Raw genomic sequence first — 15,614 nt, forward strand, 5'->3', positions numbered from 1 at the left:
CCGGCGCGGGCGGGCCGCTGCCCGTGCAGGGCAGTCATGCCGCGGCCGCGACCTATGCGCGCGGACCGAACGGCGCCGTCACGTTCGCGGTCTACGGCATCGACGGCAGCCATGCGCTGAGCCCGGGCGGCGGCGCGCTCGCCGGCATCGCCGAGGGCGCGGCTCGCGTCGCCGATGCGCGCGACGCGCTCGATCGTATCGCCGTCGATCTCGCCAATGGCGTCAACGCGGTCCAGGCGGGCGGCGCGGATCTCGACGGCAATGCCGGCGCCGCGATGTTCAGCGCGACGGGCGCGTCCGACTTTCAGCTCGTGCTCGACGATCCGCGCGGCATCGCCGCCGCGGCGCCGGGCGGCGGCGAGCGCAGCAACGCCAATCTCGCCAACCTCGCCGCGCTGCGCACCGACGGCAAGTTCGAGGCCGGGCTGACCAAGCTCACCACCGACAACGCCAGCGCGCTCGCCGGCCGCCGCTCGATCGCCGAGGTCCAGTCGACGATCCGCAGCAACGCCGCCGCGGCGCGCGATTCGCTCGCGGGCGTCAATGTCGACGAGGAAGCGGTCGACCTGATCCGCTTCCAGCAAGCCTATCAGGCGTCGAGCCGCGTCATCCAGGTCGCGCGCGAGACGCTCGACGCCATCTTCAACATCCGGTGACCGCGATGCGCGTGACGACCAATCAGACCTATGAGCGGCCCTCGCTGCTGATGAAGAGCCTGACCAGCCAGGCCGACAAGCTGCAGGTGCAGATCGCGACGGGCAAGAAGATCCTCGCGCCCTCGGACAGCGCCTCGGGCTGGCAGCAGCTCTCCGGTCTCAAGCGCGCCGCGTCCGACGACGGCGTGTATGGCGAGAACGTCAAGATGGCGCAGTCGCTGCTCGCCTCGACCGACGCCGCGCTCGAGACGGTCGAGACTCAGCTCCAGCGCGCCAAGGCCTTCGCGATCCAGGCCAACAGCGACACCGTGACGCCCGAGGGCCGCGCCGCGATCCTCAAGGAAGTCGAGGCGATCATCACCGACCTGCTCGGCGTGGCGAACACCAAGGACAGCCGCGGCCAGCCGCTGTTCGGCGGCGCGGCGGGCGACGCCGCCTATGCCCGCCAGCCCGACGGCTCGATCGCCTATGCCGGTTCGGGCGAGGCGGCGCCGATCCCGGTCGGCGACGGCGTCGACATCGCCGCGACCGAGACCGGCGCGCGCGCCTTCGGCAACATCCCGGGCGCCAATGGCGCGACCGACATGTTCGCGATCCTCGCCGCCTTCGCCGCCGCGCTCCAGCCCGGCGCCGAGCCGGGCGGGGTCGAGACCGCGATGACCGATCTCGACGCCGCGCTCGACCAGCTCGGCACCACCCGCGCCTCGGTCGGCGCGCGCGCCTTCCGCATGGACCTCGAGGCCGAGCGCCTCGTCGACATCGACACCGCGCGCGAGGCGACCCGGAGCGGCATCGAGGAGATCGACACCTCGACCGCGATCGCCGAGCTGCAGAAGACGCTGACGATCCTCCAGGCGACCCAGGCGAGCTTCACCAAGCTCACCGGCCTGTCGCTGTTCGATTACCTGCGTTGAGCCGGGGACACTCTCGACGATTTCGGCTTGCAATGTTGGATTTGTTCTGATTTTGTTCTGACATGCCTCGCCTTGTTCGCGTGTGTCGCGTCGAGAGGGGCACGTCGGGGGCGCATAGTGTAAACCCTGTGTCAACTTCCGGCCGGGCGGCGCCGATATCGAACCGGCCCGGACTGTCCCGTTAACCACATCCTAGCGCTTTTTCCCTCAAGTTCGGGCCCGCGCTGTCGTTTCTACGAGTAACCAAGCCAGCGCCGGGGGGCCACGCGAAGTCATGTTTCCAGCAATCGGTTTCGTCGTCCTCATCGCCATGGTGTTCGGCGGCTTCGCCATCACCGGCGGCGCGCTCGAGCCCGTGCTGCAGGCGCTGCCGCACGAGATGCTGATCATCGGCGGCGCCGCGCTGGGCGCGCTGATCATCGGCAACAGCGGCCGCGAGCTCAAGGCGCTCGGCGGCGGCTTCATGAAGGTGCTCAAGGGTCCCAAGTACAAGAAGCAGGATTACCTCGACGTCATCTTCCTCGTCAGCAAGCTGATGAAGATGCTGCGCGTCGATGGCCCGATCGCGCTCGAGCCGCATGTCGAGGACCCGAAGTCCTCCGCGATCTTCGCCGAATATCCGCGCCTGCTCGCCGATCACACGCTGGTCGATCTGATCTCGGACACGCTGCGCCTGGTCGTCGTCTCGTCGGGCACGCTCGACGTGCACGCGGTCGAGGACGTGATGGACAACGCCATCAAGACTCACCACCACCATGTCGAGGAGCCGCAGCATGCGCTGCAGGGGCTCGCCGACGCGCTGCCGGCGCTCGGCATCGTCGCGGCGGTGCTCGGCGTGGTCAAGACGATGGGCTCGATCGACAAGCCGCCGGCGATCCTCGGCGCGATGATCGGCTCGGCGCTGGTCGGCACCTTCCTCGGCGTGCTGCTCGCCTATGGCCTGGTCGGGCCGCTGGCCGGGCGCCTCAAGCAGATCATCGATGCCGACGCCGCGATCTATCACACGGTCAAGCAGATCATCATAGCCTCGCTCCACGGCCACCCGCAGCCGCTGGTGATCGAGGCGGCGCGCTCGGGCATCGCACACCACAACCAGCCCGGCTTCGCCGAAGTGTTCGACGGCCTGCGCGGACGGTGATTCATGATGCCCGAGTCGCATTCATCGGAACACAGCCTGTTCCCCGGCGCAGGCCGGGGTCCAGGCGCGAGCGGCTACGAAGGCGGGATACCGCCTGAACTGCGTCGATCCTGGGCCCCGGCCTGCGCCGGGGAACAGCGTGCCGTAACGCCGGTCAGGCTGCGACCATGACCGCGCGTGCGCCCCACGCGGCGAAACAGCCGCCCAAGATCATCGTCAAGAAGATCATCGTCGAGGGCGGCGGGGGTCATCATGGCGGCGCGTGGAAGGTCGCCTATGCCGACTTCGTCACCGCGATGATGGCGTTCTTCCTGCTGATGTGGCTGCTCGGCGCGACCAACGAGAAGCAGCGCAAGGCGCTCGCCGACTATTTCGCGCCCACCCTGATCGAGTTCAAGCAGAACAGCGCCGGCTCCAACGGCCTGCTCGGCGGCGACGCGCTGCAGGGCAAGGACAATTACCCGACCATGGCCAAGCAGACCGGCACGCGGTCGATGACGATCCCCGCCGGCGCGCAGGGCGGCGACCGCGTCGGCACCGGCGAGCAGGGCAGCCTCAAGAACAAGGAGGCGATGGACGCGCAGGACCGCAAGGGCTTCGCCAGGATGAAGGCGGAGATCGAGCGGCGCATCAAGACCACGCCCGGGCTCGCCAAGCTCGGCAAGCATGTCCGTTTCGTGCCGACGCGCGACGGCATGCGCATCGACCTCATGGACAATGCCGACTATTCGATGTTCGCGCTCGGCACGACCAGCTTCGTGCCCGAAGCGGCGAAGCTCGTCGCGATGGTGGCGGAATCGATCGCGGATTCGGAGAATCCGATCATGATCCGCGGCCATACCGACAGCCTCGGCTATGGCGATCCGCAGAATATGAACAACTGGATGCTCTCCAGCGCGCGCTCGGAAGAGACGCGCCGCCGCCTCGCCGCGGGCGGCGTCGCCGAGCCCCGCTTCGAGCGCATCGAAGGCGTCGCCGACCGCGAGCCGCTGCTCAAGACCAACCCCGCCGACCCGCGCAACCGCCGCGTCGCGATCACCCTGCTGTACCGGAAGAGCAAGCTCGACCGGTAGGGACCGGTCAGAAGAACTGCTTGCGGAGCGAAAGCTGGACGACTCGTCCGGTTCGGTCCCTCAGGTTCGGCAGATACGCCGCGGGGGTCACGCCATTCTGGTCGACGACGCGCTGCCGCGCATCGAAGATGTTGATCACCTGAAGCTCGACCTGCACGCCGCGGAGCCACGGGTGCTTGAGGCCCGCGTCCATATATTCGGCGGGACGCACCCCGGCCTCGAAGTTGAAGGTGGTGAGGCTGCCGAAGTCGAGCACCGTGGCGTTGCCGGCCAGGCCGCTCGAAGTGCGCGAACCGCTCGCCCAGGTGCCGCGCAGGTTCGCGCGCAGCCAGTCATAGCGCACGTTCACCGAGCCTCGGACGCGATGCGCCGGCGTGGGATCGCCCGAATCGCCGGTCAGGCGGCTGATCACGATTCCGGGCGCGATTTCCGACTGGTCCTCGATCAGCCAATCGTGCTGGATGTCGAAGCGGAGCTGGTTTCCGCCGCCCCCGCCGCGGCGCCCTCCGCCAAATCCTCCGCGACCACCGCCGCCGCCAGCGCCAGCGAACCGGCCAGGGCCCTGTCCGGGCTCCCGTGATCCCGGGCCTTGGTTCTGACCCTGCCGTTGTCCCTGTTGCTCGCCCTGCCCCTGCTGCCGGCCCTGCCCACGCTGACCGCCACCAAGGATGCTCTCCTGCTGCCGCAGGCGGCGGAAATCGTCCATGCGGGCGGAGAATTCGGGTGGAAGCGGCTCGCCCGTGCGGCGGGATTCCGCCATCGCCTCGCGGAAGCGCGCCATCTCCGCCTGGCGGCGCTTGGCATTGGGCGACGGCAGCGGCAGGCCCAGGCTGACACCCCAATTGAGGCTCCGCTGCTCGCCCCGGCCCGAATTGATCGGCCGCGCATCGACACTGAGCAGCCGGCCCTCACCATCCCGCACGAACCGGCTCGGGAACGCCGCCTGAACCTCGGCCGTAAGCGCGGGGAAGTTCTGTGCGCGGCTGCGATACGTCTGCTCGGTATAGTTTGCGCGGATCGTCAGGTCGGTTTCCGAGAACGGGCGGATATAGGTGCCCAGCCGCATCACGTCGCGCCGGTCCGCGCGCAGCAGCGGATTGCCGCCGGTGATCCGCGTCACGTCGACGCTCTCGCCGCGCACATAGTCGAACACCGGGACATTGGGCGTGCTGATCACCGGGTCGCCCAGCTGCTCGGGCGAGGGCGCGTTGCTGTCGCTGGTCCAGTTGGCGATGAACGTCACTTGCGTGAGCGGGCGCCAGTTGAGGCCATAGCCGGTGGTCGTCAGACGTCCGAAGTCCGAGACTTCCTCCACCTCGGCATTGGCGAAGACCGAAAGGTCGCCGATCGCACCGAGCACGGCGCGATTGCGGCTCGCGATCGGCAGGTTGATGTTGCCGCGCACGCTCGCGGTGTCGCGCGAAATCTCGGTCTCGCGGAACACATCCGAGCGGAAGGACTGGCTCGACAAGTCACGCGTCGTCCCGGCGATGCGGATGCTGGTGGTCACGTCGCCGGCGGGCAATTTGAACAGCGGCCCGTTGGTGAGGGCATCGATTCGCGCGAGGCTCGACTGCGAGCTGGCGGTGTCGGATGGCCGGACCGACAGCAAGCGAAGCGGGATCGGTGCGAACGGGTTGAAGCCCGGATCGCCGGCGTTTAGCGCGCTCTGCGCCGCGTCGGCGTACACGCCCGTGCTGGTCACCGTATCCGACCAGGAACGGTCATAGCCGCCGGTCACCGACCAGCCCCATCTGGCCGACCATGGCGACTGGTCGCCATTGATCGTGAAGCCGGTCTGCAGTGTCTGGCCGTCCTCCCGCCGCGAGAGCGGGGCGAGCTCGTCGAGATAGCGCATGACCTGCACGTCTTGCGAGAACGGCGAAAACGGATTCCCCGCCGGCAGGCGCAGCGTCGCCGTCGGCAGGCCGAGCAGGGCCTCGCTCTGCCGCGCGGTCAACTGGACGTTGGCCGTCGCGCGCACGGTCGGCGAGAGCGTCCGGCTGTAGCGGCCGCCGATCTCGATGTTGCGCTGCGGGTTGATCAGCGTCCGATAGCGCGACAGGTCGGTGACGTTCGCGCTGTTGGCGTTGGCCGCGAATGCGCCCAGGCCGAGCGGCCCGCTCGCCGCTGCATCCGGGACCCCGGCCACGGTGACGATGGTTCCCGCCGCCGCGCTCAGCGCCGGATCGATCTCACCGCCGTCGATGCCGGTGATGTTCCCGCGCGTATCGAACAGGCGGGTCGGCGCCCGCGTCACGCCCCGTTCGCTCTCGAGGATGCCGGATCGGGTATCGAGCTGCATATCGAACTCGATCCGCCCGTTGCGCGTGATCTTGGTGATGTTGAGGTCGGTTTCGGTTTGCGCGTTGCCACCGGCGGTGGGAACGCGGCCCTGGATCTCGGCAGTCACGGCCTGGAAGCGCGGCCGCAGCACGATGTTCAGCACCTTCTGGGTCGCGCTGTAGCCAAAGCGCAGCGCCGCTTCCTCGGGCAGGATATCGACGCGCTCGATCGCCTCGGACGGCAGCCGGGCGACTTCCTGCAGGCTCGACCGCCGGCCGCTCAGCAGGATCACCGGCTGCTCCCCGCCGCGTCCCGCGCTGCTGCCCAGCTGCGGCGCGAGCTGCTCGATCAGCTCGCTGACGTTCGACGCGCCGTACGCGCGGATATCCGCCGCGCCGAGCATGACCTCCGGCTTGACGTCGCCCGGCACCGCGCCGCGCAGCTGGCCGGTGACGACCACTTCCTCGCCTTCGAGCTCCTCGCCCGCATCGCCGCCGGCATCGGGGGCGGGAGGCGTCTCTTCCTGCGCGGTGGCGGGCGCCGATGCCGGCGCTTCCTGGGCAGCCGCCATCGCCATCGGTGCGGCCGTCGCCATCAACCCCGTCACTACCCACGCCACGCGCCGCATTCGTCCCTCCCGCTCGTCCGGCCCACATAGCCGTCCGCCGCCTCAATAAATATGATATGTCGCAAAAATGTGCCGGGCGGAAAATTAGTGCGGCTGAACGTCTCAGCCGGCGTCGTGCCCCTGCATCCGCGCATGGTGGCGGATCACCTCGTCGATGATGAAGCGCAGGAACTTCTCGGAGAATTCGGGATCGAGATCGGCTTGCGCAGCGAGCTCGCGCAGGCGCGCGATCTGCCGCTCCTCGCGCCCCGGGTCGGCCGGCGGCAGACCGGTCTCGGCCTTGTGGCGCCCCACCGCCTGAGTGATCTGGAAGCGTTCGGCGAGCAGGAAGACGAGCGCGGCGTCGATCCGGTCGATGCTCTGGCGATAGCGTTGCAGCGTCTCGTCGCTCATGAAATGTCCCGTTTGCTGAAGTCGCGCGCTTGTTGCGCCGCTTTTACCGGCGCGCAAGCCCCGCTGCACTTGCCTTTCGCCCGCGTTGCAGCCACATCGCGCCCAGCATGAGCGCGACCGTTCACAACATTGGCCATCGTATCGGCCGCGGGGCGGAGCCCTCGCTCGAACCGATGATCGCGCTGGTCGCCGCCGACATGAATCTCGTCAACGCCGTGATCCTCGACCGCATGCAGTCGCAGATCCCGCTGATCCCCGAACTGGCCGGGCACCTGATCGCCGGCGGCGGCAAGCGCATGCGGCCGATGCTGACGCTGGCGAGCGCGCGGCTGCTCGACTATTCGGGCGCGCGCCATCATCGGCTCGCCGCCGCGGTCGAGTTCATCCATACCGCGACGCTGCTCCACGACGACGTCGTCGACGGCTCGGACCTGCGCCGCGGCAAGCGCACCGCCAATCTGATCTGGGGCAATCCGGCGAGCGTGCTGGTCGGCGACTTCCTGTTCTCGCGCAGCTTCGAGCTGATGGTCGAGGACGGCAGCCTCAAGGTGCTCAAGATTCTCTCCAACGCTTCGGCGGTGATCGCCGAGGGCGAGGTCAACCAGCTCACCGCCGCGCGCCGCATCGATCTCGCCGAGGAGCGTTATCTCGAGATCATCGGCGCCAAGACCGCTGCGCTATTCGCCGCCGCCTGCCGTATCGCCGCGGTCGTCGCCGAGCGGCCCGAGGGCGAGGAAGCGGCACTCGACGCCTATGGCCGCAATCTCGGCATCGCGTTCCAGCTGGTCGACGACGCGATCGACTATGTCTCCGACTCGGGCACGATGGGCAAGGACGCGGGCGACGATTTCCGCGAGGGCAAGATGACGCTTCCCGTCATCCTCGCTTATGCCCGCGGCGGCGAGGACGACCGCGCCTTCTGGAAGGAAGCCGTGCTCGGGCGCCGCGCGAGCGACGCGGACTTCGCCCATGCGGTCGAGCTGGTGCGCTCGAGCCGCGCGGTCGACGACACGCTCGCGCGTGCGCGCCACTATGGCCAGCGCGCGATCGATGCGCTCGGCATCTTCCCGGCCAGCGCCGCCAAGGACGCGATGATCGAGGCGGTCGAGTTCGCGGTCGCGCGGGCTTATTGACGCCGACGCCCTCGACCGTTCCCCTCTATCCTCCCCCGCCAGGGGGAGGGTGAAAGGACCGCTTAAGCCTCGCTCTCCTCGTCCTCGTCCTCCTCGACGCCCAGCGCGTCCTCCTCGTCCTCGTCGAGGGCGTCGTCGATCGCCTCGCTGATCATGTCGAGCTGGTCGTAGCTCGCGGTGAGCTCGATCGTCTCGCCGTCCTCGTCTTCGATGCTGATCAGATAGTCGCCCTTGCCGTCGGCGGTAATGCTGAAGCTGGAAAGCGTGCGTGCCATGACCGGTCTCCTTCAAATCGCGCAACGCGCGCCGCGCGATTGAGTGCCATGGCGCTTCAAGCATTGCGGTAAAATGCGTAGGGCGAGGTCGTGAACGCGCTGCCGATCCATGCCGTGCTCCCCGATCTGCTCGCCGCACTGCGCGCGAGGAGCAATGCGGTGCTGGTCGCCCCGCCCGGCGCGGGCAAGACCACCGCGGTCGCGCCCGCTTTGCTCACCGAGAGCTGGTGCAGCGGCGAGATCCTGCTGCTCTCCCCCCGCCGACTCGCCGCGCGCGCCGCGGCCGAGCGTATGGCCGGGCTCGCCGACGAGCCGGTCGGCAAGACTTACGGCTATGCCACGCGCATGGACACCCGCCGCTCGGCTGCGACGCGAGTGACGGTCGTGACCGAAGGAATCTTCGTCAACCGCATCCAGGCCGATCCCGAGCTCGCCGGCATCTCCGCGGTGCTGTTCGACGAGGTGCATGAGCGCAGCCTCGACAGCGATTTCGGCCTCGCGCTGGCGCTCGACGCGCAGGCCGCGCTCCGGCCGGACCTGCGCCTGGTCGCGATGTCCGCCACGCTCGACGGCGCCCGCTTCTCGGCGCTGATGGCCAGTGAACCGAACGACCCTGCGCCGGTCATCCTAAGCGAAGGCCGCAGCTATCCGCTCGAGCTGCGCCATCTCGGCCGCGCGGCGGAGGCGCGGATCGAGGATTCGGTCGCTGCGGCATGCCGGCTGGCGCTGCGCGAGGAAACCGGCGGCATTCTCGCCTTCCTCCCCGGCGTCGCCGAGATCGAGCGCACCGCCGAACGGCTCGGCGACCTCCCCGGCATCGCGTTGCACAAGCTCCACGGCAGCCTCGACCCCGCCGCGCAGCGCGCCGCGATCGCGCCCGATCGCGAAGGTTGCCGCAAGCTCGTGCTCGCCACCTCGATCGCCGAGACCTCGCTGACCCTGGACGGTATCCGGGTCGTGGTCGATTCCGGCCTTGCCCGGCGCCCGCGCTACGATCGCGCCGCGGGGATGACCCGGCTCGTCACCGAGCGCGCGAGCCAGGCGTCGGTCACTCAGCGCGCCGGCCGCGCCGCGCGCCAGGGTCCGGGCGTCGCCTATCGCCTGTGGGAGGCCGCCGCAACCGCCGGTCTGCCACGCTTCGACCCGCCCGAGATCCTCGAAGCGGACCTGTCCGCGCTCACCCTCGATTGCGCGCTGTGGGGCGTCGCCGATCCGCGCGGCCTCAACTGGCTCGATCCGCCGCCCGATGCCGCGGTGCAGGAAGCGCGCGCGCGTCTCGCTGCAATCGAAGCGCTCGACCCCGACGGCCGCCCCACCGCGCACGGCAAGGCGATCGCGCGCCTGCCGCTCCCGCCGCGCCTCGGCCATATGCTCGCGCGGGCAGGCGAGATCGGCCTCGCGGCGACCGCGGCGCAAGTCGCCGTGCTGCTCGGCGAGCGTGGCCTGGGCGGGCCGGACGCCGATCTCGAGCACCGCCTGCGCCGCTGGCGCAGCGAACGCGGCCAGCGCGCCGAGAATGCGCGCCGCCTCGCCGAGCGCTGGGCGAAGCTGGTTGCCGGCGCTGCGGCCGCCATGCTCGAACCGGATTCGCCCGAGGCAGTCGCCGCATGCGTCGCGCTTGCCTTTCCCGACCGGATCGCGCGCCGCCGCGACGCTTCGGGCGAGACCTGGGCCTCGGCGGGCGGCCGCGGCTTCCGGCTCGATCCCACCGTCCCGCTCGCGCGCCATGAATGGCTGGCCGTGGCCGAGACCCAGGGCATGGCAGCGGGGGCGCGCATCCTCGCCGCCGCGCCGATCGATCCCGCCAGCATCGAAACGCTGTTCGGCCATCGCATCGAGACGCGCCGCACCGTCCGCTTCGATCCAGCGACTGGTCGCGTCGAAGCCGCGCGCGAACGCCGTCTCGGCGCGATCCGCCTGTCGAGCGGCCCCGACAGCGCGGCCGATTCCGGCGAGATCGCCGCCGCGCTGCTTGAAGGGGTGCGCGCCCATGGTCTCGGCCTGCTGCCCTGGTCCGAAGGCGCCCGCGCGCTGCGGGTACGCGCCGCCTATGCGGGTCTCGACACGCTCTCCGACGAAGCCCTGCGCACCGATCTCGACGACTGGCTGCCCCCGCTGCTTGCCGGCAAGCGCCGCCTTGACGCCATCCCGCCCGAGGCGCTGACTCAGGTGCTGCAGAACCGTCTCGGCTGGGACGGACAGAAGCAACTCGACCGCCTCGCCCCGGCCCGGTTCGAGACTCCGGCGGGCTCGACTCACGAGATCGACTATGCCGCGGAAGGCGGCCCCACCGTCGAGCTGCGCGTCCAGGCGCTGTTCGGCCTCGCCGCGCACCCCACGCTCGGCAACGGCACCCCGCTGGTGCTCTCGCTCACCTCGCCCGCGGGCCGGCCGATCCAGACCACGCGCGACCTGCCGGGCTTCTGGAAGGGGAGTTGGGCCGACGTCGCCAAGGAGATGCGCGGCCGCTACCCTCGCCATCCCTGGCCCGACGATCCCGCCGCGGCGTCGGCGACGCTGCGCACCAAAAATGCGGATGCACGGCGCGCCGGATCGCGATAAAGGGCAGCTCATGTCCACCGCACGCATCTATCAGCGCCCGAAGAACGCCATGCAGTCGGGCCGTTTCCGCACCGATCGCTGGGTGCTCGAATTCGACCCCGGCGAGCAGCAGCGCCCCGATCCGCTGACCGGCTGGGCCGGCTCGGGCGACACCCGCAACCAGCTGCGCCTCAACTTCCCGACGCTCGACGCGGCCAAGGAATATGCGGAGCGCGAAGGCATCGCCTTCCACGTCGTCCCCGCGCCGCGGCGCAAGCTCAAGCTCCAGGCCTACGCCGACAATTTCCGGTGACTCCGGCCGAGCTGCTCGACCGCTGGATCGCGGCGTTCAACGCCGGCGACGCCGATGCGCTCGCCGCGCTCTATCATGACGATGCGGTCAACCATCAGGTCGCCAACGCCCCGGTCGAGGGCCGCGACGCGATCCGTGCGATGTTCGCGGCCGAGTTCGCCGCCGCCGAGATGGTCTGTATCCCGGTCAACCGCATGGCCGACGGCGAATGGGCGGCGATGGAGTGGCGCGATCCCAAGGGGTTTCGCGGCTGCGGCTTCTTCCGCGTCGTCGACGGCCGCATCCAGCTTCAGCGCGGCTATTGGGACCGTCTCAGCTTCGAGCGGCTCTACGCCAGCAACGACTGAGCCAGCACCAGCAGCAGCTTGACGTCGATCGCCATGCCGCGTGCCCGGCAGTCCGCGACGAAGTCCGGCACGGCGGCGAGCTTCACGCGATGGACGGTGATTCCCTCGCCCTCCACGCCGCCGCCCTCGCCGGCGCGCACCAGGTCGTGCGCGCGGACCAGGGTGAAGCTCTCGCTGACCATGCCGGGCGAGGAGAAATATTCGCCGAGCGATTCGACGCGTCCCGCGCGATAGCCGGTCTCCTCCTCCAACTCGCGCGCGGCGGCGATCTCGACCGCTTCGTCCTCGCTCTCGTCGCCGACCAGCCCCGCGGGCAGTTCGAGGCAGGCACGGCCCAATGGCACGCGATACTGCTCGACCAGGATCAGCTGCTCGTCATCGTCGATCGCCACGATCACCGCGGCGCGGATGCCGCGGGCGCGCGCGACATATTCCCAGCGGCCCTGCTTCTTCGCGGTGATGAACCTGCCCTGCCACATCGTCTCGACGGGCGCGTCCCAGTCATTGGGGGCATCGGGAAGGCTCACAGCTCGATAAGCCGGTCGGGAAGCTCGTTGGCGTCGGCTTCGGTCTTGGGGAAATATTGCGCCAGCACCGCGCCGATGCGCTCGACCGCGCCGGCCATCCCGCCCGCCGGGTCGCCCGTACGGACGCGGTCGACCAGCGTGACCATCGCCTCGCCCCAAACACCGTCATCGACCTTGGCGAGGATCGCCTCGTCGGCGACGATCTCGGCGCGGTGCTCGGCGAGGCTCAGATAGAGCAGTACGCCGACCCGCGCCGCGGTGCGCTTCTCCGCGCTCGCCTTGAAGAACTGCACCGCGCGCCGCCGCACTCGTCGGCCGCGAACCGCCGGGGGGATCAGCAAGCCGCGGAACGGCAGCGCCTCAAATCCGAAGCGCACGATCAGGAACAGCGCCGCCTGCACCACCACCAGCAGCGCGAGCTGGAGATGCCGCTCCGCCTCGCCCCATCCGCCGGTGAACAGCGCCAGCTTGGCGTCGAGCAGCGCCGGGAACGCCGCGAACAACCCGAGCGCCGCCAGCATCACCGCCGCGGCATAATAGAGCGAGACGTCGTGATAATGGTCCGACCAGTCGGTGACGATCGTCACGATCTCGCCGTCGGTGCCGCGCTCCGCCTCGGCGACCGCCGCGGTCACCCGGTCGTGCTCGTCGCTCGTGAATCGTCGCGTCATCACCAGCCCCCCGATGCGCCGCCGCCGCCGAACGACCCGCCGCCGCCCGAGAAGCCGCCGCCGCCGCCCCCGCCCCAGGACGATCCGCCGCCGCCCCACGAACTCCCGCCACTCCAGGACGAGGAGCCGCCATCGCCCCGGCCCGGGCCCCAGATCACCACCGGGGCATGCCCGCCGCGATATTTCCTGCCGCGTGCCGCACCGATCACGATCGGCAGCACGATCAGCAGGATGACGAAGATCCAGAAGGCGATGACGAACCAGCCACCATTGTCCCGCTTTTTCTTGCGCTCGTCCAAAATACGCTTGGCGCGCGCCTCGGCCTGCGGCGCAGGCAAGCGCAGCTGCTCCAATATCGCATCGGCACCGGCCCGGATCCCCCCAGGCATGTCGCCCTCGCGGAAGCGCGGGAGGATGACGTCGCTGACAATCGCCCCGGAAAGCTGCGCCGTGAGGACGGGCGTTAGACCATAGCCGACCTCGATCCGGACCTTGCGCTCGTTCGGTGCCACGATCAGGATGACGCCATCGTTCACGTCCTTGCGGCCGATTCCCCATTCCCGGCCCAGTTGGTAGCCATAGTCTTCGATCGATCGCCCCTCCAACGAGGGTATGGTCGCGACGACGAACTGCTGTCCCTTCTCCTGCTCGAACTGGTCGAGGATGCGGGAGAGTTCGGCTTCCTGATCGTCGGGGATGATGTTCGCCGCATCGATCACCGGCTCGATCGTCCGCTTGGGAAAGCTCTGTGCCGAGACTGGTTGCGCGGCCACGGCAAGCGCCAGGAGTGCGCCGATCAGCCAGCGGACGGTCATGTCATCTGCTCCGCTCGTCAAATCTCACTTATTATCGAAGTTGACGGTCGGAGGCGTCTCGGCGGCCGGCGCAGTTGCCTTAAACGGCGTCATCGGCTTGGCGCCATAGAAGATGCGCGCGCCAATCGAATCCGGGAAGGTGCGAATCGTGGTGTTATAGCTTTGCACCGCGGAATTGTAGTCGCGGCGAGCGATGTTGATCTGATTCTCGGTTGTCGCGAGTTCGTTCTGTAGCGCCTTGAAGTTCTCGTTCGAGGTGAGCTGCGGATAGTTCTCCGTCACCATCAGCAGTCGGCCGAGCGATTGGCTAAGCGCCCCTTGCGCCGCTTCGAACTGCTCGACCTGCGCCGGGTCGGAGAGTTGCTCGGCGGTGACATTCACCGATGTCGCGCGAGCCCTGGCGTTGGTGACTTCCGTCAGCACGCGCTCTTCCTGCGCGGCGAAACCTTTGACCGTGTTGACGAGGTTGGGGATCAGGTCTGCGCGACGCTGGTACTCGCTCTGCACATCGGCCCAACGCGCCTTCGCCGCTTCCTCGGCGGTGGGCACGCTGTTGAGGCCGCAGGCCGAGAGCAAGGCGGCGGAAACCAGCGCGGCAACGAGACGAAGCTTCATGTCGAAACATCCCTCCAAGTGTGTCGCATCGATACGACACCTGCGAAGTTAGGGGACGCTTGCCCGCTTCGCAATGGAAAGCCGGGTTGCCGCCCCCGAATCGCCCGGTTACCCTCGCTCCGGCACAGGCAATTCAGGGGTGCGTCCATGCTCAACGAATTCAAGGCCTTCATCGCGCGCGGCAACGTGCTCGACCTCGCCGTCGCGGTCATCATCGGCGCCGCGTTCGGCAAGATCGTGACGTCGCTGACCGAGGACATCATCATGCCGGTGATCGGCAAGATCTTCGGCGGGCTCGATTTCTCGAGCTATTTCCTGGTGCTGGGCGAGGTACCGGCGAACCTGCAGGGCTCGACCGACTATGCCGCGCTCAAAAAGGCCGGCGTGCCGCTGTTCGGCTATGGCGAGTTCATCACCCAGACTGTGAATTTCCTCATCGTCGCCTTCATCATCTTCCTGCTGGTGCGCGCGGTGAACCGAATCGTCCCGGCAACCCAGGCCGCCGCGGCCGAGGATCCCGCCGATGTCGTGCTGCTGCGCGAGATCCGCGACGAACTGAAGAAGCGCAACGCCGCGGCTTAAGCCGCGGCGAGATCCTCGGCGGTGGCGTCCGCCAGGCTGGTGCCGTCGAGGATCCGCGCGGTTTCGTCGCGCACCCGCGCCATGGCGTGGCGGATCGCGCAGGCGGTCTCGTCCTTGCAGTCGAGGCACGGGCGATAGGCGGTGCGGCTGACGCACGGCACCAGCGCCAGCGGCCCCTCGATCACGCGGATGATCTCACCCAGCGAAATCATGTGATTGGGCCGCGACAGGCGGTAGCCGCCCATCTTGCCGCGCGTCGAATCGAGAAACCCCGCCTCGCGCAGGTCGGCAAGGATCAGCTCGAGGAACTTGCGCGGCACGTTCGCCTCGGCCGCGATGCGCGTCATCGGCGTCGGCGCACCTTCCCGCGGCTGCTTCGCCAGGAACAGCATGGCGCGCAGGGCATAACGGGAACGCTGGGTGAGCATATCCTGTTATTTGCTCCCGCTTTATGGCCTTCACAAGGCCAAATCCCGCTCTTTTCAATCGGATTTGGGGTTCCTATATCGGTTCTGCCGGGTTCGCCCGGCTATGACGATAAATTGTGGCGTGCAATAGACGCAGCGGACCCGGGGGCAGTACCCGGCGGCTCCACCACAAGTGGTGGTGTACTGGACACCGTTTCTGACGGGGCCGAACCAGGATCGACGTGTGTTGAAAAGCGCTGTTTTCGTTCGGAATGGGACCACCGCGACGGCCTATACACA

Annotated in this window: 17 protein-coding genes and 1 other RNA gene; 10 read left to right on the forward strand and 8 right to left on the reverse strand. The window is 68.7% G+C overall.

What is annotated here, in order from left to right; translation table 11 throughout:
• The 4 genes from ABDV68_RS12940 to ABDV68_RS12955 form a co-directional block, all read left to right on the forward strand.
• The coding region (locus tag ABDV68_RS12940; protein ID WP_343520425.1) for a flagellar basal body rod C-terminal domain-containing protein at positions 1–656 on the forward strand (656 nt) is incomplete at its 5' end.
• 5 nt (positions 657–661) lie between these two features.
• On the forward strand, positions 662–1,570 hold the full coding sequence (gene flgL, locus ABDV68_RS12945) for a flagellar hook-associated protein FlgL (RefSeq protein WP_343520442.1): 909 nt from the start codon (positions 662–664) through the stop codon (positions 1,568–1,570).
• Between the two features lie 274 nt (positions 1,571–1,844).
• A complete protein-coding gene (motA, locus tag ABDV68_RS12950; protein ID WP_343520426.1) occupies positions 1,845–2,708 on the forward strand; it encodes a flagellar motor stator protein MotA in 864 nt (287 codons plus the stop codon).
• A 167-nt stretch (positions 2,709–2,875) separates the two neighbouring features.
• Positions 2,876–3,781, forward strand: a complete 906-nt coding sequence (locus tag ABDV68_RS12955; protein ID WP_343520427.1) for a flagellar motor protein MotB — start codon at positions 2,876–2,878, stop codon at positions 3,779–3,781.
• Positions 3,782–3,788: 7 nt separating this feature from the next.
• On the opposite strand, the gene ABDV68_RS12960 is transcribed toward ABDV68_RS12955, so the two are convergent.
• Complete coding sequence (locus ABDV68_RS12960) at positions 3,789–6,695, reverse strand: TonB-dependent receptor (protein WP_343520428.1); 2,907 nt, start codon at positions 6,693–6,695, stop codon at positions 3,789–3,791.
• Between the two features lie 102 nt (positions 6,696–6,797).
• On the reverse strand, positions 6,798–7,088 hold the full coding sequence (locus ABDV68_RS12965) for a chorismate mutase (RefSeq protein WP_343520429.1): 291 nt from the start codon (positions 7,086–7,088) through the stop codon (positions 6,798–6,800).
• 107 nt (positions 7,089–7,195) lie between these two features.
• On the opposite strand from ABDV68_RS12965, the gene ABDV68_RS12970 reads away from it, so the two are divergent.
• Positions 7,196–8,221, forward strand: a complete 1,026-nt coding sequence (locus ABDV68_RS12970) for a polyprenyl synthetase family protein (RefSeq protein WP_343520431.1) — start codon at positions 7,196–7,198, stop codon at positions 8,219–8,221.
• A gap of 62 nt (positions 8,222–8,283) precedes the next feature.
• On the opposite strand, the gene ABDV68_RS12975 is transcribed toward ABDV68_RS12970, so the two are convergent.
• Positions 8,284–8,496 carry a hypothetical protein gene (locus ABDV68_RS12975; RefSeq protein ID WP_343520432.1) on the reverse strand — a complete coding sequence of 71 codons (213 nt, stop codon included), beginning with the start codon at positions 8,494–8,496 and terminating at the stop codon, positions 8,284–8,286.
• A 90-nt stretch (positions 8,497–8,586) separates the two neighbouring features.
• On the opposite strand from ABDV68_RS12975, the gene hrpB reads away from it, so the two are divergent.
• From hrpB to ABDV68_RS12990, 3 genes are read left to right on the forward strand one after another with little or no spacing between them, the layout of a single operon-like run.
• Positions 8,587–11,058 (forward strand): ATP-dependent helicase HrpB, encoded by a 2,472-nt coding sequence (gene hrpB / locus ABDV68_RS12980; protein WP_343520433.1) that lies wholly within the window; start codon positions 8,587–8,589, stop codon positions 11,056–11,058.
• Between the two features lie 10 nt (positions 11,059–11,068).
• Positions 11,069–11,350, forward strand: coding sequence for an ETC complex I subunit (locus ABDV68_RS12985; RefSeq protein WP_343520434.1), 282 nt, complete (start codon positions 11,069–11,071; stop codon positions 11,348–11,350).
• Entirely contained in the window at positions 11,347–11,697 is a 351-nt protein-coding gene (locus ABDV68_RS12990; RefSeq protein WP_343520435.1) for a nuclear transport factor 2 family protein, read from the forward strand. The genes ABDV68_RS12985 and ABDV68_RS12990 overlap by 4 nt, the downstream gene beginning before the upstream one ends.
• Here ABDV68_RS12990 and ABDV68_RS12995 read toward each other — a convergent pair.
• The 4 genes from ABDV68_RS12995 to ABDV68_RS13010 are packed head-to-tail and all read right to left on the reverse strand — an operon-like array spanning position 11,679 to position 14,325.
• Positions 11,679–12,176, reverse strand: coding sequence for an NUDIX hydrolase (locus ABDV68_RS12995; protein ID WP_343520443.1), 498 nt, complete (start codon positions 12,174–12,176; stop codon positions 11,679–11,681). The two genes, ABDV68_RS12990 and ABDV68_RS12995, sit on opposite strands and share 19 nt — an antisense overlap.
• Positions 12,177–12,220: 44 nt before the next feature.
• On the reverse strand, positions 12,221–12,895 hold the full coding sequence (locus tag ABDV68_RS13000) for a hypothetical protein (protein WP_343520436.1): 675 nt from the start codon (positions 12,893–12,895) through the stop codon (positions 12,221–12,223).
• On the reverse strand, positions 12,895–13,710 hold the full coding sequence (locus ABDV68_RS13005) for a TPM domain-containing protein (protein WP_343520437.1): 816 nt from the start codon (positions 13,708–13,710) through the stop codon (positions 12,895–12,897). Before ABDV68_RS13005 ends, ABDV68_RS13000 begins: the two co-directional genes overlap by 1 nt.
• Positions 13,711–13,734: 24 nt before the next feature.
• On the reverse strand, positions 13,735–14,325 hold the full coding sequence (locus tag ABDV68_RS13010; RefSeq protein WP_343520438.1) for a LemA family protein: 591 nt from the start codon (positions 14,323–14,325) through the stop codon (positions 13,735–13,737).
• Positions 14,326–14,472: 147 nt separating this feature from the next.
• On the opposite strand from ABDV68_RS13010, the gene mscL reads away from it, so the two are divergent.
• Positions 14,473–14,907, forward strand: a complete 435-nt coding sequence (gene mscL, locus ABDV68_RS13015; RefSeq protein ID WP_343520440.1) for a large conductance mechanosensitive channel protein MscL — start codon at positions 14,473–14,475, stop codon at positions 14,905–14,907.
• Here the strand turns inward: mscL and ABDV68_RS13020 are convergent.
• On the reverse strand, positions 14,904–15,335 hold the full coding sequence (locus ABDV68_RS13020; protein WP_343520441.1) for an Rrf2 family transcriptional regulator: 432 nt from the start codon (positions 15,333–15,335) through the stop codon (positions 14,904–14,906). The genes mscL and ABDV68_RS13020 overlap by 4 nt on opposite strands.
• A 47-nt stretch (positions 15,336–15,382) precedes the next feature.
• Between ABDV68_RS13020 and ssrA the strand changes: the two genes are divergently transcribed.
• Positions 15,383–15,614: a transfer-messenger RNA gene (gene ssrA, locus ABDV68_RS13025) on the forward strand; the annotation flags it as partial.

Source organism: Sphingomonas sp. (assembly GCF_039595165.1).
Classification (GTDB): Bacteria; Pseudomonadota; Alphaproteobacteria; order Sphingomonadales; family Sphingomonadaceae; genus Sphingomonas.